At 66.2% G+C, this 17,489-nt stretch carries 15 protein-coding genes; 3 read left to right on the top strand and 12 right to left on the bottom strand.

The annotated features are described in order from the left end of the window. Positions 1 to 103: 103 nt before the first annotated feature. The gene (locus QOL82_RS26820; RefSeq protein WP_283445391.1) at positions 104 to 889 is read right to left on the bottom strand and encodes a dioxygenase family protein; all 786 of its coding nucleotides are present in this window, start codon (positions 887 to 889) and stop codon (positions 104 to 106) included. An 82-nt stretch (positions 890 to 971) separates the two neighbouring features. Next, positions 972 to 1,430, bottom strand: coding sequence for a hypothetical protein (locus QOL82_RS26815; protein WP_283445390.1), 459 nt, complete (start codon positions 1,428 to 1,430; stop codon positions 972 to 974). 522 nt (positions 1,431 to 1,952) lie between these two features. Between QOL82_RS26815 and QOL82_RS26810 the strand changes: the two genes are divergently transcribed. Continuing rightward, on the top strand, positions 1,953 to 2,759 hold the full coding sequence (locus tag QOL82_RS26810; protein ID WP_283445389.1) for a pentapeptide repeat-containing protein: 807 nt from the start codon (positions 1,953 to 1,955) through the stop codon (positions 2,757 to 2,759). A gap of 130 nt (positions 2,760 to 2,889) precedes the next feature. Next, positions 2,890 to 3,174, top strand: coding sequence for a hypothetical protein (locus QOL82_RS26805; RefSeq protein WP_283445388.1), 285 nt, complete (start codon positions 2,890 to 2,892; stop codon positions 3,172 to 3,174). Between the two features lie 21 nt (positions 3,175 to 3,195). Here the strand turns inward: QOL82_RS26805 and QOL82_RS26800 are convergent, their stop codons facing one another. Both QOL82_RS26800 and QOL82_RS26795 read right to left on the bottom strand, forming a co-directional pair. Beyond that, entirely contained in the window at positions 3,196 to 6,219 is a 3,024-nt protein-coding gene (locus tag QOL82_RS26800; protein WP_283445387.1) for an FAD-binding and (Fe-S)-binding domain-containing protein, read from the bottom strand. A 128-nt stretch (positions 6,220 to 6,347) separates the two neighbouring features. Further along, positions 6,348 to 7,568 carry a pyridoxal-phosphate-dependent aminotransferase family protein gene (locus QOL82_RS26795; RefSeq protein WP_283445386.1) on the bottom strand — a complete coding sequence of 407 codons (1,221 nt, stop codon included), beginning with the start codon at positions 7,566 to 7,568 and terminating at the stop codon, positions 6,348 to 6,350. A gap of 202 nt (positions 7,569 to 7,770) precedes the next feature. Here QOL82_RS26795 and QOL82_RS26790 point away from each other — a divergent pair, with 202 nt between their 5' ends. Further along, a complete protein-coding gene (locus tag QOL82_RS26790; RefSeq protein ID WP_283445385.1) occupies positions 7,771 to 8,523 on the top strand; it encodes a GntR family transcriptional regulator in 753 nt (250 codons plus the stop codon). Positions 8,524 to 8,553: 30 nt separating this feature from the next. Here QOL82_RS26790 and QOL82_RS26785 read toward each other — a convergent pair whose 3' ends face one another. From QOL82_RS26785 to QOL82_RS26750, 8 genes are all read right to left on the bottom strand, one after another. Continuing rightward, positions 8,554 to 10,053, bottom strand: a complete 1,500-nt coding sequence (locus QOL82_RS26785) for a tripartite tricarboxylate transporter permease (RefSeq protein ID WP_283445384.1) — start codon at positions 10,051 to 10,053, stop codon at positions 8,554 to 8,556. Positions 10,054 to 10,064: 11 nt separating this feature from the next. Beyond that, a complete protein-coding gene (locus QOL82_RS26780) occupies positions 10,065 to 10,583 on the bottom strand; it encodes a tripartite tricarboxylate transporter TctB family protein (protein ID WP_283445383.1) in 519 nt (172 codons plus the stop codon). A gap of 72 nt (positions 10,584 to 10,655) precedes the next feature. Then, positions 10,656 to 11,660 (bottom strand): Bug family tripartite tricarboxylate transporter substrate binding protein, encoded by a 1,005-nt coding sequence (locus QOL82_RS26775; protein ID WP_283445382.1) that lies wholly within the window; start codon positions 11,658 to 11,660, stop codon positions 10,656 to 10,658. A gap of 209 nt (positions 11,661 to 11,869) precedes the next feature. Next, positions 11,870 to 13,108 (bottom strand): MFS transporter, encoded by a 1,239-nt coding sequence (locus QOL82_RS26770; RefSeq protein ID WP_283445381.1) that lies wholly within the window; start codon positions 13,106 to 13,108, stop codon positions 11,870 to 11,872. A 25-nt stretch (positions 13,109 to 13,133) separates the two neighbouring features. After that, a complete protein-coding gene (locus QOL82_RS26765) occupies positions 13,134 to 14,354 on the bottom strand; it encodes a CaiB/BaiF CoA transferase family protein (protein WP_283445380.1) in 1,221 nt (406 codons plus the stop codon). A gap of 73 nt (positions 14,355 to 14,427) precedes the next feature. After that, positions 14,428 to 15,204 carry an enoyl-CoA hydratase/isomerase family protein gene (locus QOL82_RS26760; RefSeq protein WP_283445379.1) on the bottom strand — a complete coding sequence of 259 codons (777 nt, stop codon included), beginning with the start codon at positions 15,202 to 15,204 and terminating at the stop codon, positions 14,428 to 14,430. Positions 15,205 to 15,234: 30 nt separating this feature from the next. Further along, the gene (locus QOL82_RS26755; protein WP_283445378.1) at positions 15,235 to 15,927 is read right to left on the bottom strand and encodes a GntR family transcriptional regulator; all 693 of its coding nucleotides are present in this window, start codon (positions 15,925 to 15,927) and stop codon (positions 15,235 to 15,237) included. A gap of 20 nt (positions 15,928 to 15,947) precedes the next feature. After that, a complete protein-coding gene (locus QOL82_RS26750) occupies positions 15,948 to 17,465 on the bottom strand; it encodes a tripartite tricarboxylate transporter permease (RefSeq protein WP_283445377.1) in 1,518 nt (505 codons plus the stop codon). Positions 17,466 to 17,489 lie beyond the last annotated feature (24 nt).

Genomic DNA, 17,489 nt, shown 5'->3' with positions numbered 1-17,489 from the left:
ATTCTTCATCGCTGACGTCGCTCGGATAAGGCTTACGGGTGTCCGTACCCGCAATTGATTTCCAGACCGGTCCATTAGTTCATAACAGGCTCTAGGACCGGTTTCAGGCAAACGCGTAGACGTCCATCGCCAGCACGCCGTATTCATAGCTCGCATGGATGCGCTCGGCCCTGGCTGCCGCGCCAGCCGCGCCCATTGCCACGAACAGCGGCAAAAGGTGTTCCTCGGTCGGATGGTTGCGCTCGCCGTCGGGCGCGGCGCGCCGGTAGTCCAGCAGCGCATCCCGCTGCTGCGCCTGCAGCCTCGCATGCATCCAGTCCGAGAAATCGCTGACCCAGGACGGCACCGGCGCATCCACTCCCTGGCCGCGAAACTCGTTCAGGTTGTGCGTCAGCGAACCCGAACCGACGACCAGCACGCCTTCCTGCCGCAGCGCGGACAGCGCGCTGCCGAGTCTTTCATGTTCCGCCGGGCCGGCGCCGCGAACCAGCGACAGTTGCGCGACCGGTATATCGGCCTGCAAGTACATCAGCCGCAGCGGCACCCAGGCCCCATGGTCCAGGCCGCGGTCGGCGCTGCGTTTGACCGCATAGCCGGCCTGCTCCAGCAGTTGCGCCGCATGGCCGGCCAGTTCCGGCGCGCCCGGCGCCGGGTAATCGATTGCAAACAATTCGGGCGGGAAGCCGCGGAAGTCATGGATGGTTGCCGGCTGCTGCGCCAGGCTGACCGCCGGCGCGCCGTCCGACTCCCAGTGCGCGGAGATGACGAGGATGGACGTTGGCCGCGGCAGCGAACGTCCGAGCGACTCGAGGAAGCGGCGGGCCGGGCTGTCGCTGATCGCCAGCATCGGCGAGCCATGCGAAATGAATAGGACAGGCAGGGGCTCCATCGGGATATCCTTTAATAGGCGTTGCATCTGGATCAGCGTGATTCGCCGTCCTGCCGCTGTCCTTGCCGTCCCCGCCGGCCGACTAGCGCCGGCTGCGGCGATAGAGCGCCAGCAGGATGCCGGCGCCCAGTCCCCAGGCGGCATTGACGCAAAGACCGGTGATCATGTTGTTGGCCTTGAATCCGCCGGCCATCGGCAGGCCCTTGAGGGGCGCGACCACGAACCAGGCAACCAGCGTCGGAAAGATCATGCCGAAGATCAGGCACTTCAGCAGGAAACCCGCGCCGACGGGCCAGCGGCGGCTCACCGCCTGCAATACCATGCCCCAGATCCCGCCCCAGAAGGCAGCCGAGATGAACTGCGGCACGCCCAGCGGCCCGACCGCCTTGCTTGCATACGGCACCGCCTGGGTGATGCCGAGCGAGGAAAGCAGGCCGAGCATGGGCTGGTGCAGCGCCAGCACGGCAACGAAGCCGGCGGCGAAGGCAATGGGCCACTGCATCGTGGGCTGTCGGATGGCAATCGACTCGGTGTTGGGCATGCGGCTACTCCCGGTAAGTTATCGTTTGATATAGTAAATACAATTTTACGGGGATGCCGCCCGGTCGGGCGGCGGGCGGCACGAGGTCTTGTCCTGACGCATGATTGCAGCGGTCAGCCGGGGATCGACCCGCATGCGACCGAACGGCAACGGTCGCGGCCTGCCATGCGCCCGGTGGCCGTCGTCCTCACCGCTTTTCCCGGCATGCGGCAGAGCGTGCGGCAGGGCGTCCGGGGCGCTACCTTTGCGCAGACGCCCGCTGCAGCCTGCGGTTCCGCCGCGGCGGTGTCCATGCGTGCCTGTTTCACCTGCCTTTGCCCGTCATCAGAAGTTGTGTAAAAACTCATTTCCTGCGCGACTGCACGCATTATGTCTTTTTGTACTATGAAGTCCGACAACGCCGCTGTCGCTGCCCGCAGACCACCCGGATCGACGCAAGGCAGCAGGAAAGGCGGCGCATTTTCCCCACCGACCGAGGAGTCCGTCATGGCCAACCGGCGCTTGTTTCCCACGAGCCAACACATGCGCTCCCTGTTGATGGCGCTGCTGATGGCGCTGCTGCTGGCGCAAGCCGGCGCGGCGGGCGCGGCCGAATGGGCTGGTTACGAAAAGCTGGACCGGGCGCAGGTGCTGTCGCGGCTGGCCGGGGCGACGGCTGCCGCGCCGGCAGATTTCTATGCCAGGAACCTGTCCGGGCTGGACCTGGCGTCTATCGATTTCAAGGGCGCCAACCTGGGCGCGGCGGTGCTGAACGGCAGCAAGCTCCAGCATGCCAACCTTGCCGGCTGCAACCTGACCGTCAGCTTCGGCGAAGGCGCGGACTTCAGCGGCGCAAACCTGTCGGGCGCAATGATGTTTTCGATGCAGCTCAAGGGCGCCAACCTGGCCGGCGCGAACCTGGCCGGCGCGCGCTTCATCGGCGACCTGTCGCGCGCGCGGCTGCGGGGCGCGAACCTGGCCGGGCTGCAGGGCGCGGCCGACATGAAGAACCAGTCGATGGGACTGATGCGGGCAAGCTTCGCCTCGGCCGACCTGCGCGACGCCAACCTGGCGGGCGCGGACCTGAAGCGGGCCGATTTCAGCTTCGCCGACCTGCGCGGCGCGAAGCTGATGAATGCCAACCTGGCCGGCGCCGAGTTCGCGTCGGCGGACCTGCGCGGCGCGGACCTCAGCGGCGCCGACCTGCGCGGCGCGGAATTGATCGATACGCGCTTCGCCGACGCCGTGCTGACCGGCGCGCGCTTCGAGGGCGCCAGCTGGCGCGGCGTGCAGGGCATGGAAAACGCGGCGGCGCGCGGAGCCCTTGCCGTCCCCGAGTCCCTGCGCTGACCTGCAGCGGGGCCTTGCCGCCAGCCATGCCGGCGCGTCCGATGTTCTGCGCGGGTTCAAGGCCGGCGCTGCGGACGGGATTAGCATTGAACGTTCATAACCCGGCCCACCCTACCGACCAGGAGCGATCATGCCTTTCAATCACTGCGCTGCGAAGCACCGGCCGCCTGCGCATTTATCCCGGATAGACAAGCAGGCCATCGGCGCCCGCGCCATCGGCACGCAGGCGATCGGCAGCACCGTGCTCGGCGTGATGGCGACCGGCGCGCTGGCGATCGGCGCGGTGGCGCTGGGCGCGCTGGCGATCGGCTCGCTGTCGGTCAAGAAAGCGCGCATCAGGCGGCTGGAAATCGACGAGCTTGTCGTACACAAGCTGAGCGTGACCGGCAAGCTCGACCTGCCCGACAGGTCCTGACGGGCCCGCCGGCGTCCCACTTCAGCCGAGCGCGCTTGCCGGGCCGGCCTGCAGCGAGGAGGCCAGTACGCGCGCGACATGCACCGCGTTCCTGGCTGTCCCGTCGTGTATCTGGTGCCGGCAGCTGGTGCCGTCGGCGACCAGCAGCGTGTCGCTCGCCGCCTTGCGCACCGCCGGAAAGAGCGACAGCTCGCCCATCGCCTGCGACACCGCGTAATGCTCCGCCTCGTAGCCGAAGCTGCCCGCCATGCCGCAGCATGACGACTCGATCACGGAAACCTGCAGGCCGGGTATCCAGCGCAGCACGGTCTGCACCGGATGCACCGCGTCGAAAGCCTTCTGGTGGCAGTGTCCGTGGACCAGCGCCTGGCTCGTGGCGAGCGCATGCAGGTCCAGGGCCAGGCGGCCGGCTTCCTTTTCCCTCACCAGGAATTCCTCGAACAGGAAGGCCGATGCCGCCAGCTTCTCCGCTTCGGCGCCGTAGCCGTAATGCAGGAATTCGTCCCGCAGCGACAGCAGGCAGGACGGCTCCAGCCCCACGATGGCGAGGCCGCGCTCGACATAGGGCAGCAGCTGGTCCAGCGTGCGCCTGGCTTCGGCCCTGGCCTGGTCGACCAGGCCCGCCGACAGGTAGGTGCGGCCGCAGCAGAGCGGCCGCTCGCCGTTCCGGGTATTGAAGTGCACCGCGTAGCCGGCGGCTTCGAGCACGCGGCGCGCGGCTTCCGCGTTTTCCGGCTCCATGTAATTGTTGAAGGTGTCGACGAACAGCAAGACTTCCTTGCTGCCGGCCGCGGCAGGCCGGTTTGCGCCTGCGCCCGACAGAAAGGACTTGCGGAATTGCGGAAACGCCCGCTGCGACGCCAGCCCCAGCTTGCCCTTGAGCCAGGCCGAGAGCCGCGGCGCCCGGTCAGCCGCGGCCATCAGCCCGCCGACCCTGCTTGCATACGGCGCATAGCGCGGCATGAAACCGACCAGCTTGTCGCGCGCCGACAGGCCATGCTTGCGGGTCCAGGCGGCGCGGGCCTCGATCTTGATCTTGGCCATGTCCACGCCGGTCGGGCATTCGCGCTTGCAGCCCTTGCAGGAAACGCAGAGGTCCAGCACGTCCTTGACGTCCTGGCTGGCCAGGCCGTCTTCCCCCAGCTGGCCGGAAATCGCCAGCCGCAGCGTGTTTGCCCGGCCGCGGGTCACGTGCTTTTCGTCGCGGGTGGCCCGGTAGCTCGGACACATGGTGCCGGCATCGAACTTGCGGCAGTGCCCGTTGTTGTTGCACATCTCCACTGCCTTGGCGAGGCCGCCGCTGCGGTCGGAGCCGGTTCCAGGCGCGCTTTCCTCGCCGGTCAGCGGGTCGCGGGTGACGTTCCAGGCAGACCAGTCCAGCGCCGGCGTGAGCGGCAGTTCCCGGTAGCCGGGCGCGAAACGGAAATTGCGCTTGTCGTCCATCTTGGGCGGGCGCACGATCTTGTCGGGGTTGAAGCGGTTGTCCGGGTCGAACAGGTCCTTGATCTCGCTGAACGCCTGGTTGATCCGGGGACCGTATTGCCACGCGACCCATTCGCCGCGGCACAGTCCGTCGCCATGCTCGCCCGAATAAGCGCCCTTGTACTCGCGCACCAGCGCCGACGCGACCTCGGCGATCTCGCGCATGTCGCGGGCGCCGTCGCGCCGCATGTCGAGGATCGGGCGCACATGCAGCGTGCCGACGCTCGCATGGGCATACCAGGTGCCCTCGGTGCCGTACTTGTGGAAGACATCGGTCAGGCGGCTGGTGTATTCGGCGAGATGCTCGAGCGGCACCGCGCAGTCCTCGATGAAGGACACCGGCTTGCCGTCGCCCTTCATGCTCATCATGATGTTCAGCCCGGCCTTGCGCACTTCCCACAAGGCCTTCTGTTCATTCGCATCCGGCATTTTCACGACGGCGCCCGGCAGCCCCAGGTCGCTCATCAGCTCGGCGAGGCGGTCCAGCTTTTCCTTCAGCGCTCCCTTGTCGTCGCCGGCGAACTCGACCAGCAGGATGGCCTGCGGATGCCCGGCAAGCGCCTTGCGGATGACAGGCTCGAAGGCCGGGTTGGTCAGCGCCAGGTCGATCATGGTCCGGTCGACCAGCTCGACCGCGGTCGGCCCCAGCCTGACGATATGCTGGGTCATGTCCATGGCCTGGTAGAAGGTCGGGAAGTTGACCACGCCCAGCACCTTGTTGCCCGGCAGCGGCGCCAGCTTCAGCGTGACCTGGCGGCTGTATGCCAGCGTGCCTTCCGAGCCCACCAGGATATGGGCGAGATTGGCCGTGCCGTCGTCGGTATAGGCGCGCGGGTTCTGGCAGTCGAACAGGTCGATGTTGTAGCCGGCGACCCGCCGCAGCACCTTGGGCACCCGCTCGACGATCTCGCTGCGCTCGCGCCGCGCGATCCGCTCGATGCCCGAAACGATGTCCCCCACCCGGCCTGCCGGCGGCATGCCGGCCATCGCGCCGAACCGGGCCTGCGTGCCATCGGCCAGCACCGCGTCGACGGCGAGCACGTTGTGCACCATGTTGCCGTATTCGATCGAGCGCGAGCCGCAGGAATTATTGCCCGTCATGCCGCCGATCGTGCACTGGGCGGCGGTCGACACGTCGACCGGGAACCACAGCCCATGCGGCTTGAGCCAGGCGTTGAGATGATCGAGCACCATGCCCGGCTCCACCGTCACGGTCATCGCGACCGGGTCGAAGTCGATCACCTGGTTGAGCCACTTGCTGTTGTCGATCACCAGCGCGTCGCCCACCGTCTGGCCGCACTGGCTGGTGCCGGCGCCGCGCGCCAGCACCGCGGCCCGGTGGTGGCGCGCGATGTCGAGGCAGCGCAGCAGGTCTTCCTGGTTGCGCGGGACGGCCACGCCGACCGGCATGACCTGGTAGATCGACGCATCGGTCGCATAACGGCCGCGGTCGGCCCGGCTGAACAGCACCTCGCCCTGCATTTCCTGCCGCAGGTGCCGTTCGAGCGGCGACTCGGCGCGTCCGGGGCCGGCTGGGACGAAATGGATGGGCTGGGTATGCATGGCTGCCAATTTCCTTTTGCTGGGTGCGGGCGATACGGCGGCGCCGTTGCGACTGTGAAACCGTGAAACAGTGAAACAGTGAAACGGTAAGACGGTGAGGGCGGCGCCGATGCGCCGCCGCGCCTGGATCAGGCTGCCTTCCTGTCCGCTGCCGCGATGGACCCGGCCATCAGGTTTTCCATCGCCGCGCTCACGCCGCTGCCGGCAATTGGCACGCCCGCCAGCTTCAGGCCCATCTCGCAGCCGGCCAGCGTCGCCATCAGCGTCAGTTCATTGGCTTCGCCGAGATGGCCGATACGGAACATCTTGCCCTTCATCTTGCCCAGGCCGGTGCCGAGCGACATGTTGAAATTATCATAGATGATGCGGCGGATCGCGTCGGCGTCGAAGCCTTCCGGGGTCATCACGCCGGTCAGCACCGGCGAATAGACGGCCGGGTCGGCGCACTGGATCTCGAGGCCCCAGGCATTGACGGCGGCGCGGCAGGCGGCCGCCAGGCGCTGGTGGCGCTGGAACACGTTGTCCAGCCCTTCGCCCAATATCATGTCGAGCGCCTCGTGCAATCCGTACAGCAGATTGGTGTTGGGCGTGTACGGCCAGTAGCCGGTCTTGTTCATCTCGATGATCTCGGTCCAGTCCCAGAATGCGCGCGGCAGCCGGGCCGACTTGCTGGCGGCGATGGCTTTTTCCGACACTGCGTTGAAACTGATTCCCGGCGGCAGCATCAGGCCCTTCTGCGAGCCGGATACGGTAACGTCGACGCCCCATTCATCGTGCCGGTAATCCGCCGAGCCCAGGCCGGAAATGGTGTCGACCAGCAGCAGCGCCGGATGGCCGGCGGCGTCGATCGCGCGGCGGACCGCGGCGATATCGGACGTCACGCCGGTCGAGGTTTCGTTGTGGACGACGCAGACCGCCTTGATCGCATGGCTGCTGTCTTCGCGCAGCCGGGCCTCGATCCGGTCGGCCTGCACCCCGCGCCGCCAGCCCTCGATGCCCGGATCGCCCAGGAACTCGGGCTTCAGGCCGAGCGCCTCGGCCATCTTCTTCCAGAGCGTCGCGAAATGGCCTGTCTCGTACATCAGCACCGCGTCGCCCGGGCTGAACACGTTGCACAGCGCCGCTTCCCAGGCGCCGGTGCCGGACGCCGGGTAAATGATGACCGGCTGCTCGGTCTTGAACACCTTCTTGATGCCAGCCAGCACCTTCAGCCCGAGCGCGCCGAATTCCGGGCCACGATGGTCGATGGTCGGATAACTCATCGCACGGAGTATGCGGTCGGGCACCGGGCTGGGTCCCGGGATCTGCAGGAAGTGGCGACCGGCGGGATGGAAGTCGAGAGTCAGCATGGTGTCCTTGTTATCCTAGATCGAGTCTTTGAATTTTGAATACAAAATACTCTAACAAAGCGTTCGCTGTCCGTAAACAGCTTTCTGAATTAATTCTCCAGGCCCTGTTTGCACGGCGTACTCTCTGACACCAAGGCCAACTAGTGGTCACCCTGGCCCGGGTAACAACTTCGGTTAAAATACCGCGATTCGGAGGTTTAGCATGCAAAATACAGAAAACGAGAGCGCGCCATCCAGTTTCCTGGCCGTCACCAAGGTCGAGCGCATGCGCCTGCATGACACCGTGGTCACCCATCTGCGCAACCTGATCGTCGAAGGCGCGCTTGCGCCCGGCATGAAGCTCAACGAACGCGAACTGTGCGAAACGCTGGGCATTTCACGCACCCCGCTGCGCGAGGCAATGAAGGTGCTGGCGGCCGAAGGACTGATCGATATCGCCCCGAACCGCGGCGCATTCGTCTCGCGGATGTCGGACACCGAAATCTGGGAAAGCTTTGAAGTCATGAGCGGCCTGGAGGCAATGTCCGGCGAACTGGCGGCCATGCGAATCACCCCGGTCGAGATTGCGGAAATCAAGGCGCTGCACTATGCGATGATCGCCTGCCGCGCGCAGAACGACTTGCCGGGCTATTACAGCCGCAACCAGACCATCCATAACAAGATCAACGAGGCGGCCCGCAATTCGGTGCTGCGCCAGACCTACCTGTCGATCAACCGCCGCCTGCTCGCGCTGCGCTTCAAGTCCAACTTCCAGGCCGGAAAATGGGACAGCGCGATCCAGGACCATGAGGAAATGATCAAGGCGCTCGAAACCCGCGACGGCCCGCGGCTGGGCGCCATCCTCCGCAAGCACTTGCTGGAAAAACGCGACGCCATCCTCCGGGACCTGGCCGGCGCTCCGGCCGCCGCCGATAGCAAGTCAACGGCGTCCGACAAGACAACCGCGGCCGCCTGAAGCCGGCGCGCGGCGTCCTGGCCCTTCTGCTCAGGCAGTCCGCATCCGCATCCGCTCGCGCAGGCTGCCGATCAGCGACCAGACCAGGCCGGCGACAGCCAGCGTCATGATGGTGCCGACCAGGCCATTCGCCCAGAAGATGCCCAGCCCGCCCTTGGACGCCAGCATGCTTTGCCGGAACGCGTCCTCGGCACGGTCGCCCAGCACCAGCGCCAGCACCATCGGCGCGAGCGGATAGTCGAGCTTCTTGAAGACATAGCCGACGATGCCGAAGATCAGCATCAGCCAGATATCGAACTGCGCGTTGTGCACGGTGAATGCGCCGATCGCGCAGATCACCAGGATGGCCGGCGCGATGATGGAAAACGGTATGCGCAGGATCGCGGCGAACAGCGGCACCGAGGCCAGCACGATGATCAGGCCCGCCAGATTGCCCAGGTACATGCTGGCGATCAGCCCCCAGACAAAGTCCTTCTGCTCGACGAAGAGCAGCGGCCCCGGCTGCAGGCCCCAGATCATCAGACCGCCCAGCAGCACGGCCGCCGTCGCCGAGCCGGGAATGCCCAGCGCCAGCATTGGCAGCAGCGCGCTGGTGCCGGCCGCGTGGGCGGCGGTTTCCGGCGCAAGCACGCCCTCGACATTGCCTTTGCCGAAGCTGTCCGGGTCCTTGGAGAATTTCTTGGCGACGCCGTAGCCCATGAACGATGCCGCGGTGGCGCCGCCCGGGGTCACGCCCAGCCAGCAGCCGATCAGCGACGACCGTATCAGCGTCATGAAATAGCGCGGCATGCCGGCCCAGGTCTTGAGAACGACCTTCAGGTCTATCCTGGCCTGCTTGCCCTTGAAGGCCAGCCCCTCCTCCATCGTCATCAGGATCTCGCTGATGCCGAACAGGCCGATGACGGCAACCAGGAAGTCGAAGCCGCGCAGGAGCGGCGCCATCCCGAAAGTCATCCGCAGCTCGCCCGAAATCGTGTCCATGCCGACCGCCGCCAGCACGAAGCCGACGCACATGGCGATGACGATCTTCGCCTTCGGCTCCTTGCCCATGCCGATGAAGCTGCAGAAGGTCAGGAAGTAGACCGCGAAGAATTCCGGCGGCCCGAAGCGCAGCGCGAATTTCGCCACCAGCGGCGCGAGGAAGGTGATCATGATCACGCCCACCAGCGCGCCGATGAAGGAGCCGGTGAATGCGCTGGTCAGGGCTTCGCCCGCCTTGCCCCGCTGCGCCATCGGGTAGCCGTCGAACGTGGTCGCCACCGACCAGGCTTCGCCGGGGATATTGAACAGGATGGAGGTAATGGCGCCGCCGAACAGCGCGCCCCAGTATATGCAGGACAGCAGGATGATGGCCGAGGTCGGGTTCATCGTGAACGTCAGCGGCAGCAGGATGGCCACGCCGTTGGGCCCGCCGAGGCCGGGCAGCACGCCGACGACGATGCCCAGCAAAATGCCGATCGCCATCAGGCCGAGGTTCTGCCACGACAATACCGTGTAGAACCCGGAAATCAATAGGGAAATATCATCCATGTGGGCTCCTGTCAGTATCCAAAAAATGCTTCGAGCGGACCCTTGGGCAGGGGGACCTGGAACATGGCCTCGAAAATCCAGAACAGCACCAGCGAGGTTGCACAGCCGGTCACCAGCGCTTTCCACCAGCTGAATTTCCCGACGAAGATCATGAAGGCGCCGATGAATACGGCCGAGGCCAGGTAGATGCCGGTAAACTGCACCGCGGCGACGAAGACGATCAGCGGCAGCAGTACGGTGGCCACCAGGCGCAGCTGCCCCTTCTCGATAAACGCCGACCGGTCCTTGCTCACATAGGCCTGCCTGAGCACGACGAGGCTGCCGATGAAGATGGCGAGGCCGAGGCGGAACGGGAAATAGCCGGCCTGGGGGCCGTCGCTGGCCCAACCGGCGCCAAGCTGGTAATTGCTGACCATGACGAGGATGGCGACCAGCGCCAGCACGCCGCCCACCGCCAGTTCGGCGGTTCGTCGCGTGACGGCGGTTTCGGTCTGCTCGTCGACCTCGTGGACTTCAGGCTGTGTGCTCATGATGAAGGACGTCGAATGAAAGGTGGGGAAAGCCGCAGCGCGACGCTGCTGCGGCATGGGTGCGGCAGCAGCCTAGTTTTTCGCGAGGAAACCGGCTGCGCTCATGATCTCGCGATGCGCTTTTTCATCCTTGGCCAGGTAGTCGCGGAGCGGCTGGCCCACCAGCGCGGTCGACTTCAATGCATTCTTCTCGAGATAGCTCTTCCACTCGGGCGTGGCCATGACCTTCTGGAACAGGTCCTCGTAGAACTTCGCGGCGTCGGCCGGCACCTTGCCCGGCAGCATGAACACGCGCAGCATTTCATACTGCACGTCCAGGCCCTGCTCCTTGCAGGTCGGCAGGTCCGCCCAGCTCTGGGTGTCGGTGACCTTTTCCTTGTACTCGCTGCGCTTCTCGGAGAACAGGCACAGCGCGCGGTGCTGCCCGGCGCGCCATTGCGCGATCGATTCCGACGGATTGTTGATGTTGGAATCGATATGCTTGCCCGACAGCTGCGTCGCCGCTTCGCCGCCGCCCTTGTACGGGATATAGGTGAACTTGACGCCGGCCTTCTTTTCCATCAGCGCGGTGATGATGTGGTCCTCGCGCTTGGAGCTGGTGCCGCCCATCTTGAACACATCCGGCGTTTTCTTGACAGCGGCAAGGTATTCGCCGGCAGTCTTGTACGGCGTCTCGCTGTTCACCCACAGCACGAACTGGTCCTGCGCGACCATCGCGACCGGGGTCAGGTCCTGCCAGTTGAACGGCAGCCCGGTGGCCAGCGGCACCGTGTAGAGCCCGGACGACGAAGCGACCAGCTTGTGCGGATCGCCCGCCGACGCCTTCACGTCCAGCAGCCCTTCCGCTCCGCTGGCGCCGGCCTTGTTCTGGACGATGATGGCCTGCTTCATCAGCTTGTGCTTGGTGATGATGCCCTGGATCGAGCGCGCCATCTGGTCGGTGGCGCCGCCGGCGCTGAATGGCACGACGATCTCGACCGGCTTGGTCGGCTCCCATGCATGCGCAGTGCCGGCGAGGCCGGCGCCGAGCGAAACCAGGGCGAGAGGAACAGCGAATTTCAACGATGGGTTCAACATTTTGTCTCCTTCGCGGCTCGGGCCGCAGCTTGTAATTAGTTGTGTCGATCAGTAATCCGCGATCTGCCGGGGTGGTTTCGACCGGCCCGGCAGCGGCTGCCTCCAGGCCGGTCCACGGCAACCGCTACTTCCATTCCGGCAATTCCTCGGATTACATTTTGAATACAATATCCGAAATGATGTAGCGGGCAAAGCGTTTTTTCCGTCCTTCAGCCGGTCACCGGGATCTCCGGCCGGGCGCGGCGCAGCAAGCTGAAGGTGAACGACGCCGCCAGCACGCCGGCGCTTCCAAGCAAAATCACCAGCGACGTGCCCGCCCTCTCCACCATCGCGCCGGCCAGGGCGACGCCGACCGACTGGCCGAGGTAGAAGCAGGACGCGAATGCGGCGACCGCGGCGCCGCGCCGGTCGCTGGCCATCTGGGTCGCGTTGATCTGCAGCGTGTTATGCAGCATGTAGAAGCCGACGCCGGCCGCGAAGCAGCCGGCCAGCGCGTACCACATCGACGGCGCCAGGCTGATGCCCAGCAGCGCCGCGCCCAGGGTCAGTCCGCCCCACAGTGCCAGGCCGTGCTCGCCCAGCCGCGGCACGATGGCTTTCGCGCCGGCCGCGAACAGCAGCCCGCCGAGTCCGAACGGCATGATGACCATGCCCGCGCTGGACAGCGACATGCCCAGCACGCGGTGCAGGTGGGACGCAATGAACGCGAATGCGCCGTAGACGAATGCCCCTTCCAGGAAAACCGTCGTCAGCACCACGCGCGCCCAGGGCCGCCCGAGCACGTAGCCGAAATCCGCGAGGATGCGGCGCATCATCGGCCCCTCGCTCCTGCGCGCAATGCGGGCGCTGGCGGGCAGCCTGCCGTTGATCTTCAGCAGCACCGACGCGATGCCGGCGAACAGCAGCGCGATGCCGATGAAGGGCACGCGCCAGTTCAGGAAGTCTGACGCGAACCCGCCGACCAGCATGCCCGAGGACAGGCCCAGGATCTGGCCGGCGAGGAAGCGCGCCAGCACCGGCTGCCGCTGCTCGTACGGGACGACATCGCCCAGCCAGGCCATCGACAGCGGAATGATCGCGCCCGCGGTTGCGCCCGCCAGCAGGCGGCCCAGCAGCAGCATCTGGTAGCCCGGCGCGACCGCGCAGAGCGACGCGGTCACCGCGCAGGCGACGCAGGCCCAGGCGACGACCAGGTATTTCCCATGCCGGTCGCCCAGCGGACCGAAGAACAGCTGCGACGCGCCATAGGCGATGGAGAACGTCGTCACGATGTAGGCGGCGTCGCCCAGCGACACGCCCAGCTCCTCGGCCAGCCGGGGCAGCTGGGCGTCGGTCACGCGCAGCGACAGCGCGCTGGCAAAGGAGGCCAGCGCCAGGTAGACCACGGCGGCGCGCGGCAGCGCATCCCCGGCCGGGGCGGCCGGCGTCATCCCCGGCTTCCCGTCCATGCGCGTCGCGCCGGCGGCCGGCGCATCATGCTTCGGCCCCGGCGGCCACCGCACTCGCCAGCACCGCATTGGCGCGCACCAGCGCGTCGACTTCCTCGGCCGAATAACCGATTTCCATCAGCACGTCGCGGGTATGCTGCCCCAGCATCGGCGCCGGCAGGCAGGCCTCGCTCTTGCCGTTGGAAAACCGGATCGGCAGGCCGATGCCCTTGACCGTGCCGGCCGCCGGATGCTCGGTCTCGACGATCATGTCGCGCGCCAGCGCCTGCGGGTGGGACAGCGCATCGGGAATCTCCAGGACCGGACCGGCCGGCAGGCCGGCAACGTCGAACAGGGCCATCCATTCGTCGGTGGTGCGGGTCTGCAGGCGCTCGGTGAGCAGCGCGACCAGTGCGTCCCGGTTCGCCATGCGGTTCTGGTTGGTGACGAAACGCGCGTCCGTTGCCAGTTCGGGCATCTCCAGCACCTCGACCAGGCGCTGGTAGTTGGCCTGGTTGGCCGCGCCGATATTGATCCAGCCGTCGCGCGAGCGGAATGCCTGGTAAGGCGTGCTGGTGGAGTTGGCCGATCCCATCTTCGGCAGGATGGTGCCGTTGCCGAAATAGTTTGCCGCCGGCCAGTACATCTGCTGCAGCCCGGCTTCGAACAGCGACGTGTCGACCACCTGTCCGAGACCGGTGCGAAGTTTTTCCGCATAGGCGGCGGCGATGCCCAGCGCCGCCAGGATGCCGGCATTGATGTCGGCCACCGGCGAGCCGGCCTTGATCGGCGGACGGCCTTCCTCGCCTGTCATGCTCATCAGCCCGCTCATGCCCTGGGCGATCAGGTCGAAGCCGCCCTTGTCGGCATACGGCCCGGTGCGGCCGAAGCCGGAAATGCAGCAGTAGATCAGGCCGGGATTGAGCTTCCTGAGCTCTTCATAGCCCAGGCCGAATTTCTCCATGGTGCCGCCGCGGTAATTCTCGGTGACCACGTCGGCATCCTTGAGCAGCCGCGCCAGCACCGCGCGCCCGCCTTCGGTCTTCAGGTTGATGCCGATGCCGCGCTTGTTGCGGTTGACGATCATGAAGGACGCGGACTCGCCGCATTCCAGCACCGGCGCGAAGCGGCGCGAATCGTCGCCGTCCGGCGTCTTTTCCACCTTGATCACGTCCGCGCCCATGTCGGCCAGCATCATGCCGCATACCGGGCCCGACATGATGTGGGCCAGTTCGATCACGCGCATGCCTGCAAGAGGTCCTGTCATCTCGATTTACCTTTATTCGTTGTGGTTTTCAGGTGGTCGCCTGGTGTTAGCTCAGTGCCCGCTCGGTGCCGGCTCAGCTGCCGGTCCAGACCGGGCGTTTCTTTTCCATGAAGGCCTCGACGCCTGCCCGGAAGTCCCGGCTGCCGTAGCACATCCTGATCAGGTCGCTGCCATCGGGCAGGCCGGCCGCGACGATGCGGCGTATCGCTTCCTTCGACGCGCGCATCGTCACCGGCGCATGTTTCGCCAGGCGGCCGCAGAGCGCCGCCGCCCGCGCGTCGATTTCTTCCGGCTGTGCGATTTCCGTCAGGAAGCCGCAGTCCAGCGCTTCCTGCGCGCCCAGGCTCTCCGCCAGCAGCATCAGGCGCTTCGCCCGGGGTGCGCCGACCGCGGCAACGACGCGGGCGTAATTGGCCATCGACAGGCAGTTGCCCAGGGTCCTGGCGATCGGCACGCCGAACGATGCGTCCGGGGTGCCGATACGGAAGTCGCAGGCCGCCGACAGCGCAAAACCGCCGCCGATCGCATAGCCTTCGACGATGGCCACGGTCGGCATCGGCAGCCGCTCGATCGCCTCGATCATCGCGTCGATTTTCTTCTCGTATTCGATGCCGTCCTCGCCGTCCTTGAACGTCAGGAACTGCTCGATATCGGTGCCTGCGACGAACGCTTCGCCGCCGGCGCCGCGGATGGTGGCGACCCGGACGTCCGGGCTGTTGCCGAGCTGCTCGCAAATGGCGCCGAGCTGCTGGTACATCGCCCAGGTCATCGCATTGCGTGCCGCCGGCCGGTCGATCAGGATGGCTGCAATGCCATCACTGACGCTCAGGCGCACTTCCCCTGTACTCATAATCGCTCCTTGTTGATAGTCGTCACCCGCTCAGGCGGCATCGCGGCCGGCAGCGGGCAAACGGTTGATGTAGTCCTGCGTGATGCGCACCGTCGTCTCCAGCACGTGCGCCTTGAGCAATTCGGCCAGCCTGGCGCCGTCGCGCTGCTCCAGCGCGGTCACGATCTGTTCATGCTCGGCGATGGCCTTCTTCCACTGGTCGACGGTCTTGCCTATCGTGAAGCGCACGCAGTGGATGCGGGTCAGCATCTGCTGGTACATGCCGGCCAGCGTGGCATTGCCTGTCATCTCGACAATGGCTTCATGGATCAGTCGGTTGTGCCGCAGGTAGGCAGCCTCCTCGCCGGCCTCGTAATGGCCGACCATCGCATTGTGCAGCGCCCGCAGCTGCGCAATCTGCGCGTCGCTCGCCTTGCGGCAGGCCTGTTCTCCGGCAACCGCTTCCAGCGCCGCCATGATGGGGAACAGTTCCTCGATATCCTGCGGCGTGGTTTCGGCCACGATGGCGCCGCGATTGAGCTGCAGGCGCAGCACGCCTTCCGCGGCAAGCACCTTCACCGCTTCCCGCATCGGCGTCCGCGACACGCCGAAGCGCTCGCACAGCATCTGTTCAGGCAGCTTGTCGCCGGGGCGCAGCTCGCCTTTCAGGATCAGTTCGCGCAGGTGGCTGACCAGCATGTCATGCAGGCTGCTGCGCACGATGTGTTGAGGATGCATGTCCATGAATATCCCGTTCCTTCCTGTCAGGCCGACTGTTCGGCCAGAGCCGTGGCCGCCGGCTTCCTGCGCCGGGCCAGCGACAGCAGCGGCAGGCTTAGCAGCACGAAGCCGACCAGCATCATCGTCGTGACCAGGGGGTTGGACCAGAAGATGGAGGCCGACCCTTCCGCTGAAATCATCGCCTGGCGGAACGCGTCTTCCGCCTTGTCGCCGAGCACCATGGCCAGCACCAGCGGCGCCAGCGGATAGTCGAGCTTCTTGAACAGGTAGCCCAGCACGCCGAAGGCCAGCGCCAGGTAGATGTCGAATTCCTTGCCGGCCACGGTGAAGGCGCCGGTGATGCAGACCACCACGATGACCGGCCCGATCACGTTGAACGGGATGCGCAGCATGGCGGCGAAGAAGGGAACGGTCGCCAGCACCAGCACCACTGCGATCAGGTTGCCCATATACATGCTGGCAATCAGTCCCCAGACGAAGTCCGGGCGCTCGACGAACAGCATGGGACCGGGCGCCAGGCCCCAGATCATCAGGCCGCCCATCATCACGGCCGCGGTGGCGGAACCCGGGATGCCAAGCGCCAGCATCGGCAGTAGCGCGCAGGAGCCGGCGGAATGGTCGGCGGTTTCCGGCGCGACGATGCCTTCCGGCGCGCCCTTGCCGAACGCCGCCTTGTTGCCCGCCATGCGGCGCGCGATGCCGTAGCTCATGAAGGACGCGGCGGTCGGGCCGCCCGGGGTGATGCCCATCCAGCAGCCGATCGCGCTGCTGCGCAGCAGCGTCTTCCAGTAGCGCGGCAATTCGGCCAGCGCGCTGCCGATCTCGCGCAGCGTCAGCTTGGCCCGCACGCCCTTGAATTTCGCGCCTTCCTCGATCGTCATCAGCAGCTCGCCGAAGCCGAACAGGCCGATCACGGCGATCAGGAAGCTGATGCCGGCAATCAGGTTGTCGAAGCCGAATGTCAGCCGCGATGCGCCGGACACCGTGTCCATGCCCACCGTCGCCAGGCCGAAGCCCAGCGCCATCGACACCACCGTCTTGAACGCCGAGCCGCTGGACATGCCGATGAAGCCGGCGAACGCGATGAAATAGACCGCGAAGAATTCGGCCGGACCGAACTTCATCGCGAACCCGGCCATCCAGCCGGACAGCAGCGTGATCACCACGACGCCGATCAGCGCGCCGAAGCCGGCCGACGCGAATGCCAGCGTCAGCGCACGGCCGGCCGCGCCGCCCTGCGCCATCGGATAGCCGTCGAAGGTCGTGGCGACCGACGACGGCTCGCCCGGGATGTTGAACAGGATGGACGTGGTCGAGCCGCCGAACAGCGCGCCCCAGTACATGCTGGTCAGCAGGATGATGGCGCTGACCGGGTCCATCGTAAAGGTGAGCGGCAGCAGCAGCGACACGCCGTTCGGCGCGCCCAGGCCTGGCAGCACGCCGACCACCAGCCCCAGCAGCACGCCGGCGACCATGATGAAGATATGCTGGTAGGTCAGCGCAATGCTGAACCCGTCCATCAGTGAATGCAGGTTGCCCATGATTTTCCTCGCTCGCCCCTGCGG

Origin of the sequence: Noviherbaspirillum suwonense (genome assembly GCF_900182955.1) — a bacterium.
Lineage (GTDB): Bacteria > Pseudomonadota > Gammaproteobacteria > Burkholderiales > Burkholderiaceae_D > Noviherbaspirillum_A > Noviherbaspirillum_A suwonense.
Note: the sequence above shows the minus strand (reverse complement) of the source record. Positions and strands in the feature narration are given on the sequence as shown.

Excerpts from the sequence above, each read along its gene's own strand:
- QOL82_RS26815 (WP_283445390.1), bottom strand. The coding sequence starts at position 1,430 with ATGCCCAACACCGAGTCGATTGCCATCCGACAGCCCACGATGCAGTGG.
- QOL82_RS26770 (WP_283445381.1), bottom strand. The coding sequence starts at position 13,108 with ATGGACGGGAAGCCGGGGATGACGCCGGCCGCCCCGGCCGGGGATGCG.
- QOL82_RS26775 (WP_283445382.1), bottom strand. The coding sequence starts at position 11,660 with ATGTTGAACCCATCGTTGAAATTCGCTGTTCCTCTCGCCCTGGTTTCG.
- QOL82_RS26790 (WP_283445385.1), top strand. The coding sequence starts at position 7,771 with ATGCAAAATACAGAAAACGAGAGCGCGCCATCCAGTTTCCTGGCCGTC.
- QOL82_RS26795 (WP_283445386.1), bottom strand. The coding sequence starts at position 7,568 with ATGCTGACTCTCGACTTCCATCCCGCCGGTCGCCACTTCCTGCAGATC.
- QOL82_RS26765 (WP_283445380.1), bottom strand. The coding sequence starts at position 14,354 with ATGACAGGACCTCTTGCAGGCATGCGCGTGATCGAACTGGCCCACATC.
- QOL82_RS26820 (WP_283445391.1), bottom strand. The coding sequence starts at position 889 with ATGGAGCCCCTGCCTGTCCTATTCATTTCGCATGGCTCGCCGATGCTG.
- QOL82_RS26805 (WP_283445388.1), top strand. The coding sequence starts at position 2,890 with ATGCCTTTCAATCACTGCGCTGCGAAGCACCGGCCGCCTGCGCATTTA.
- QOL82_RS26750 (WP_283445377.1), bottom strand. The coding sequence starts at position 17,465 with ATGGGCAACCTGCATTCACTGATGGACGGGTTCAGCATTGCGCTGACC.
- QOL82_RS26785 (WP_283445384.1), bottom strand. The coding sequence starts at position 10,053 with ATGGATGATATTTCCCTATTGATTTCCGGGTTCTACACGGTATTGTCG.
- QOL82_RS26810 (WP_283445389.1), top strand. The coding sequence starts at position 1,953 with ATGCGCTCCCTGTTGATGGCGCTGCTGATGGCGCTGCTGCTGGCGCAA.
- QOL82_RS26755 (WP_283445378.1), bottom strand. The coding sequence starts at position 15,927 with ATGGACATGCATCCTCAACACATCGTGCGCAGCAGCCTGCATGACATG.
- QOL82_RS26760 (WP_283445379.1), bottom strand. The coding sequence starts at position 15,204 with ATGAGTACAGGGGAAGTGCGCCTGAGCGTCAGTGATGGCATTGCAGCC.
- QOL82_RS26780 (WP_283445383.1), bottom strand. The coding sequence starts at position 10,583 with ATGAGCACACAGCCTGAAGTCCACGAGGTCGACGAGCAGACCGAAACC.
- QOL82_RS26800 (WP_283445387.1), bottom strand. The coding sequence starts at position 6,219 with ATGCATACCCAGCCCATCCATTTCGTCCCAGCCGGCCCCGGACGCGCC.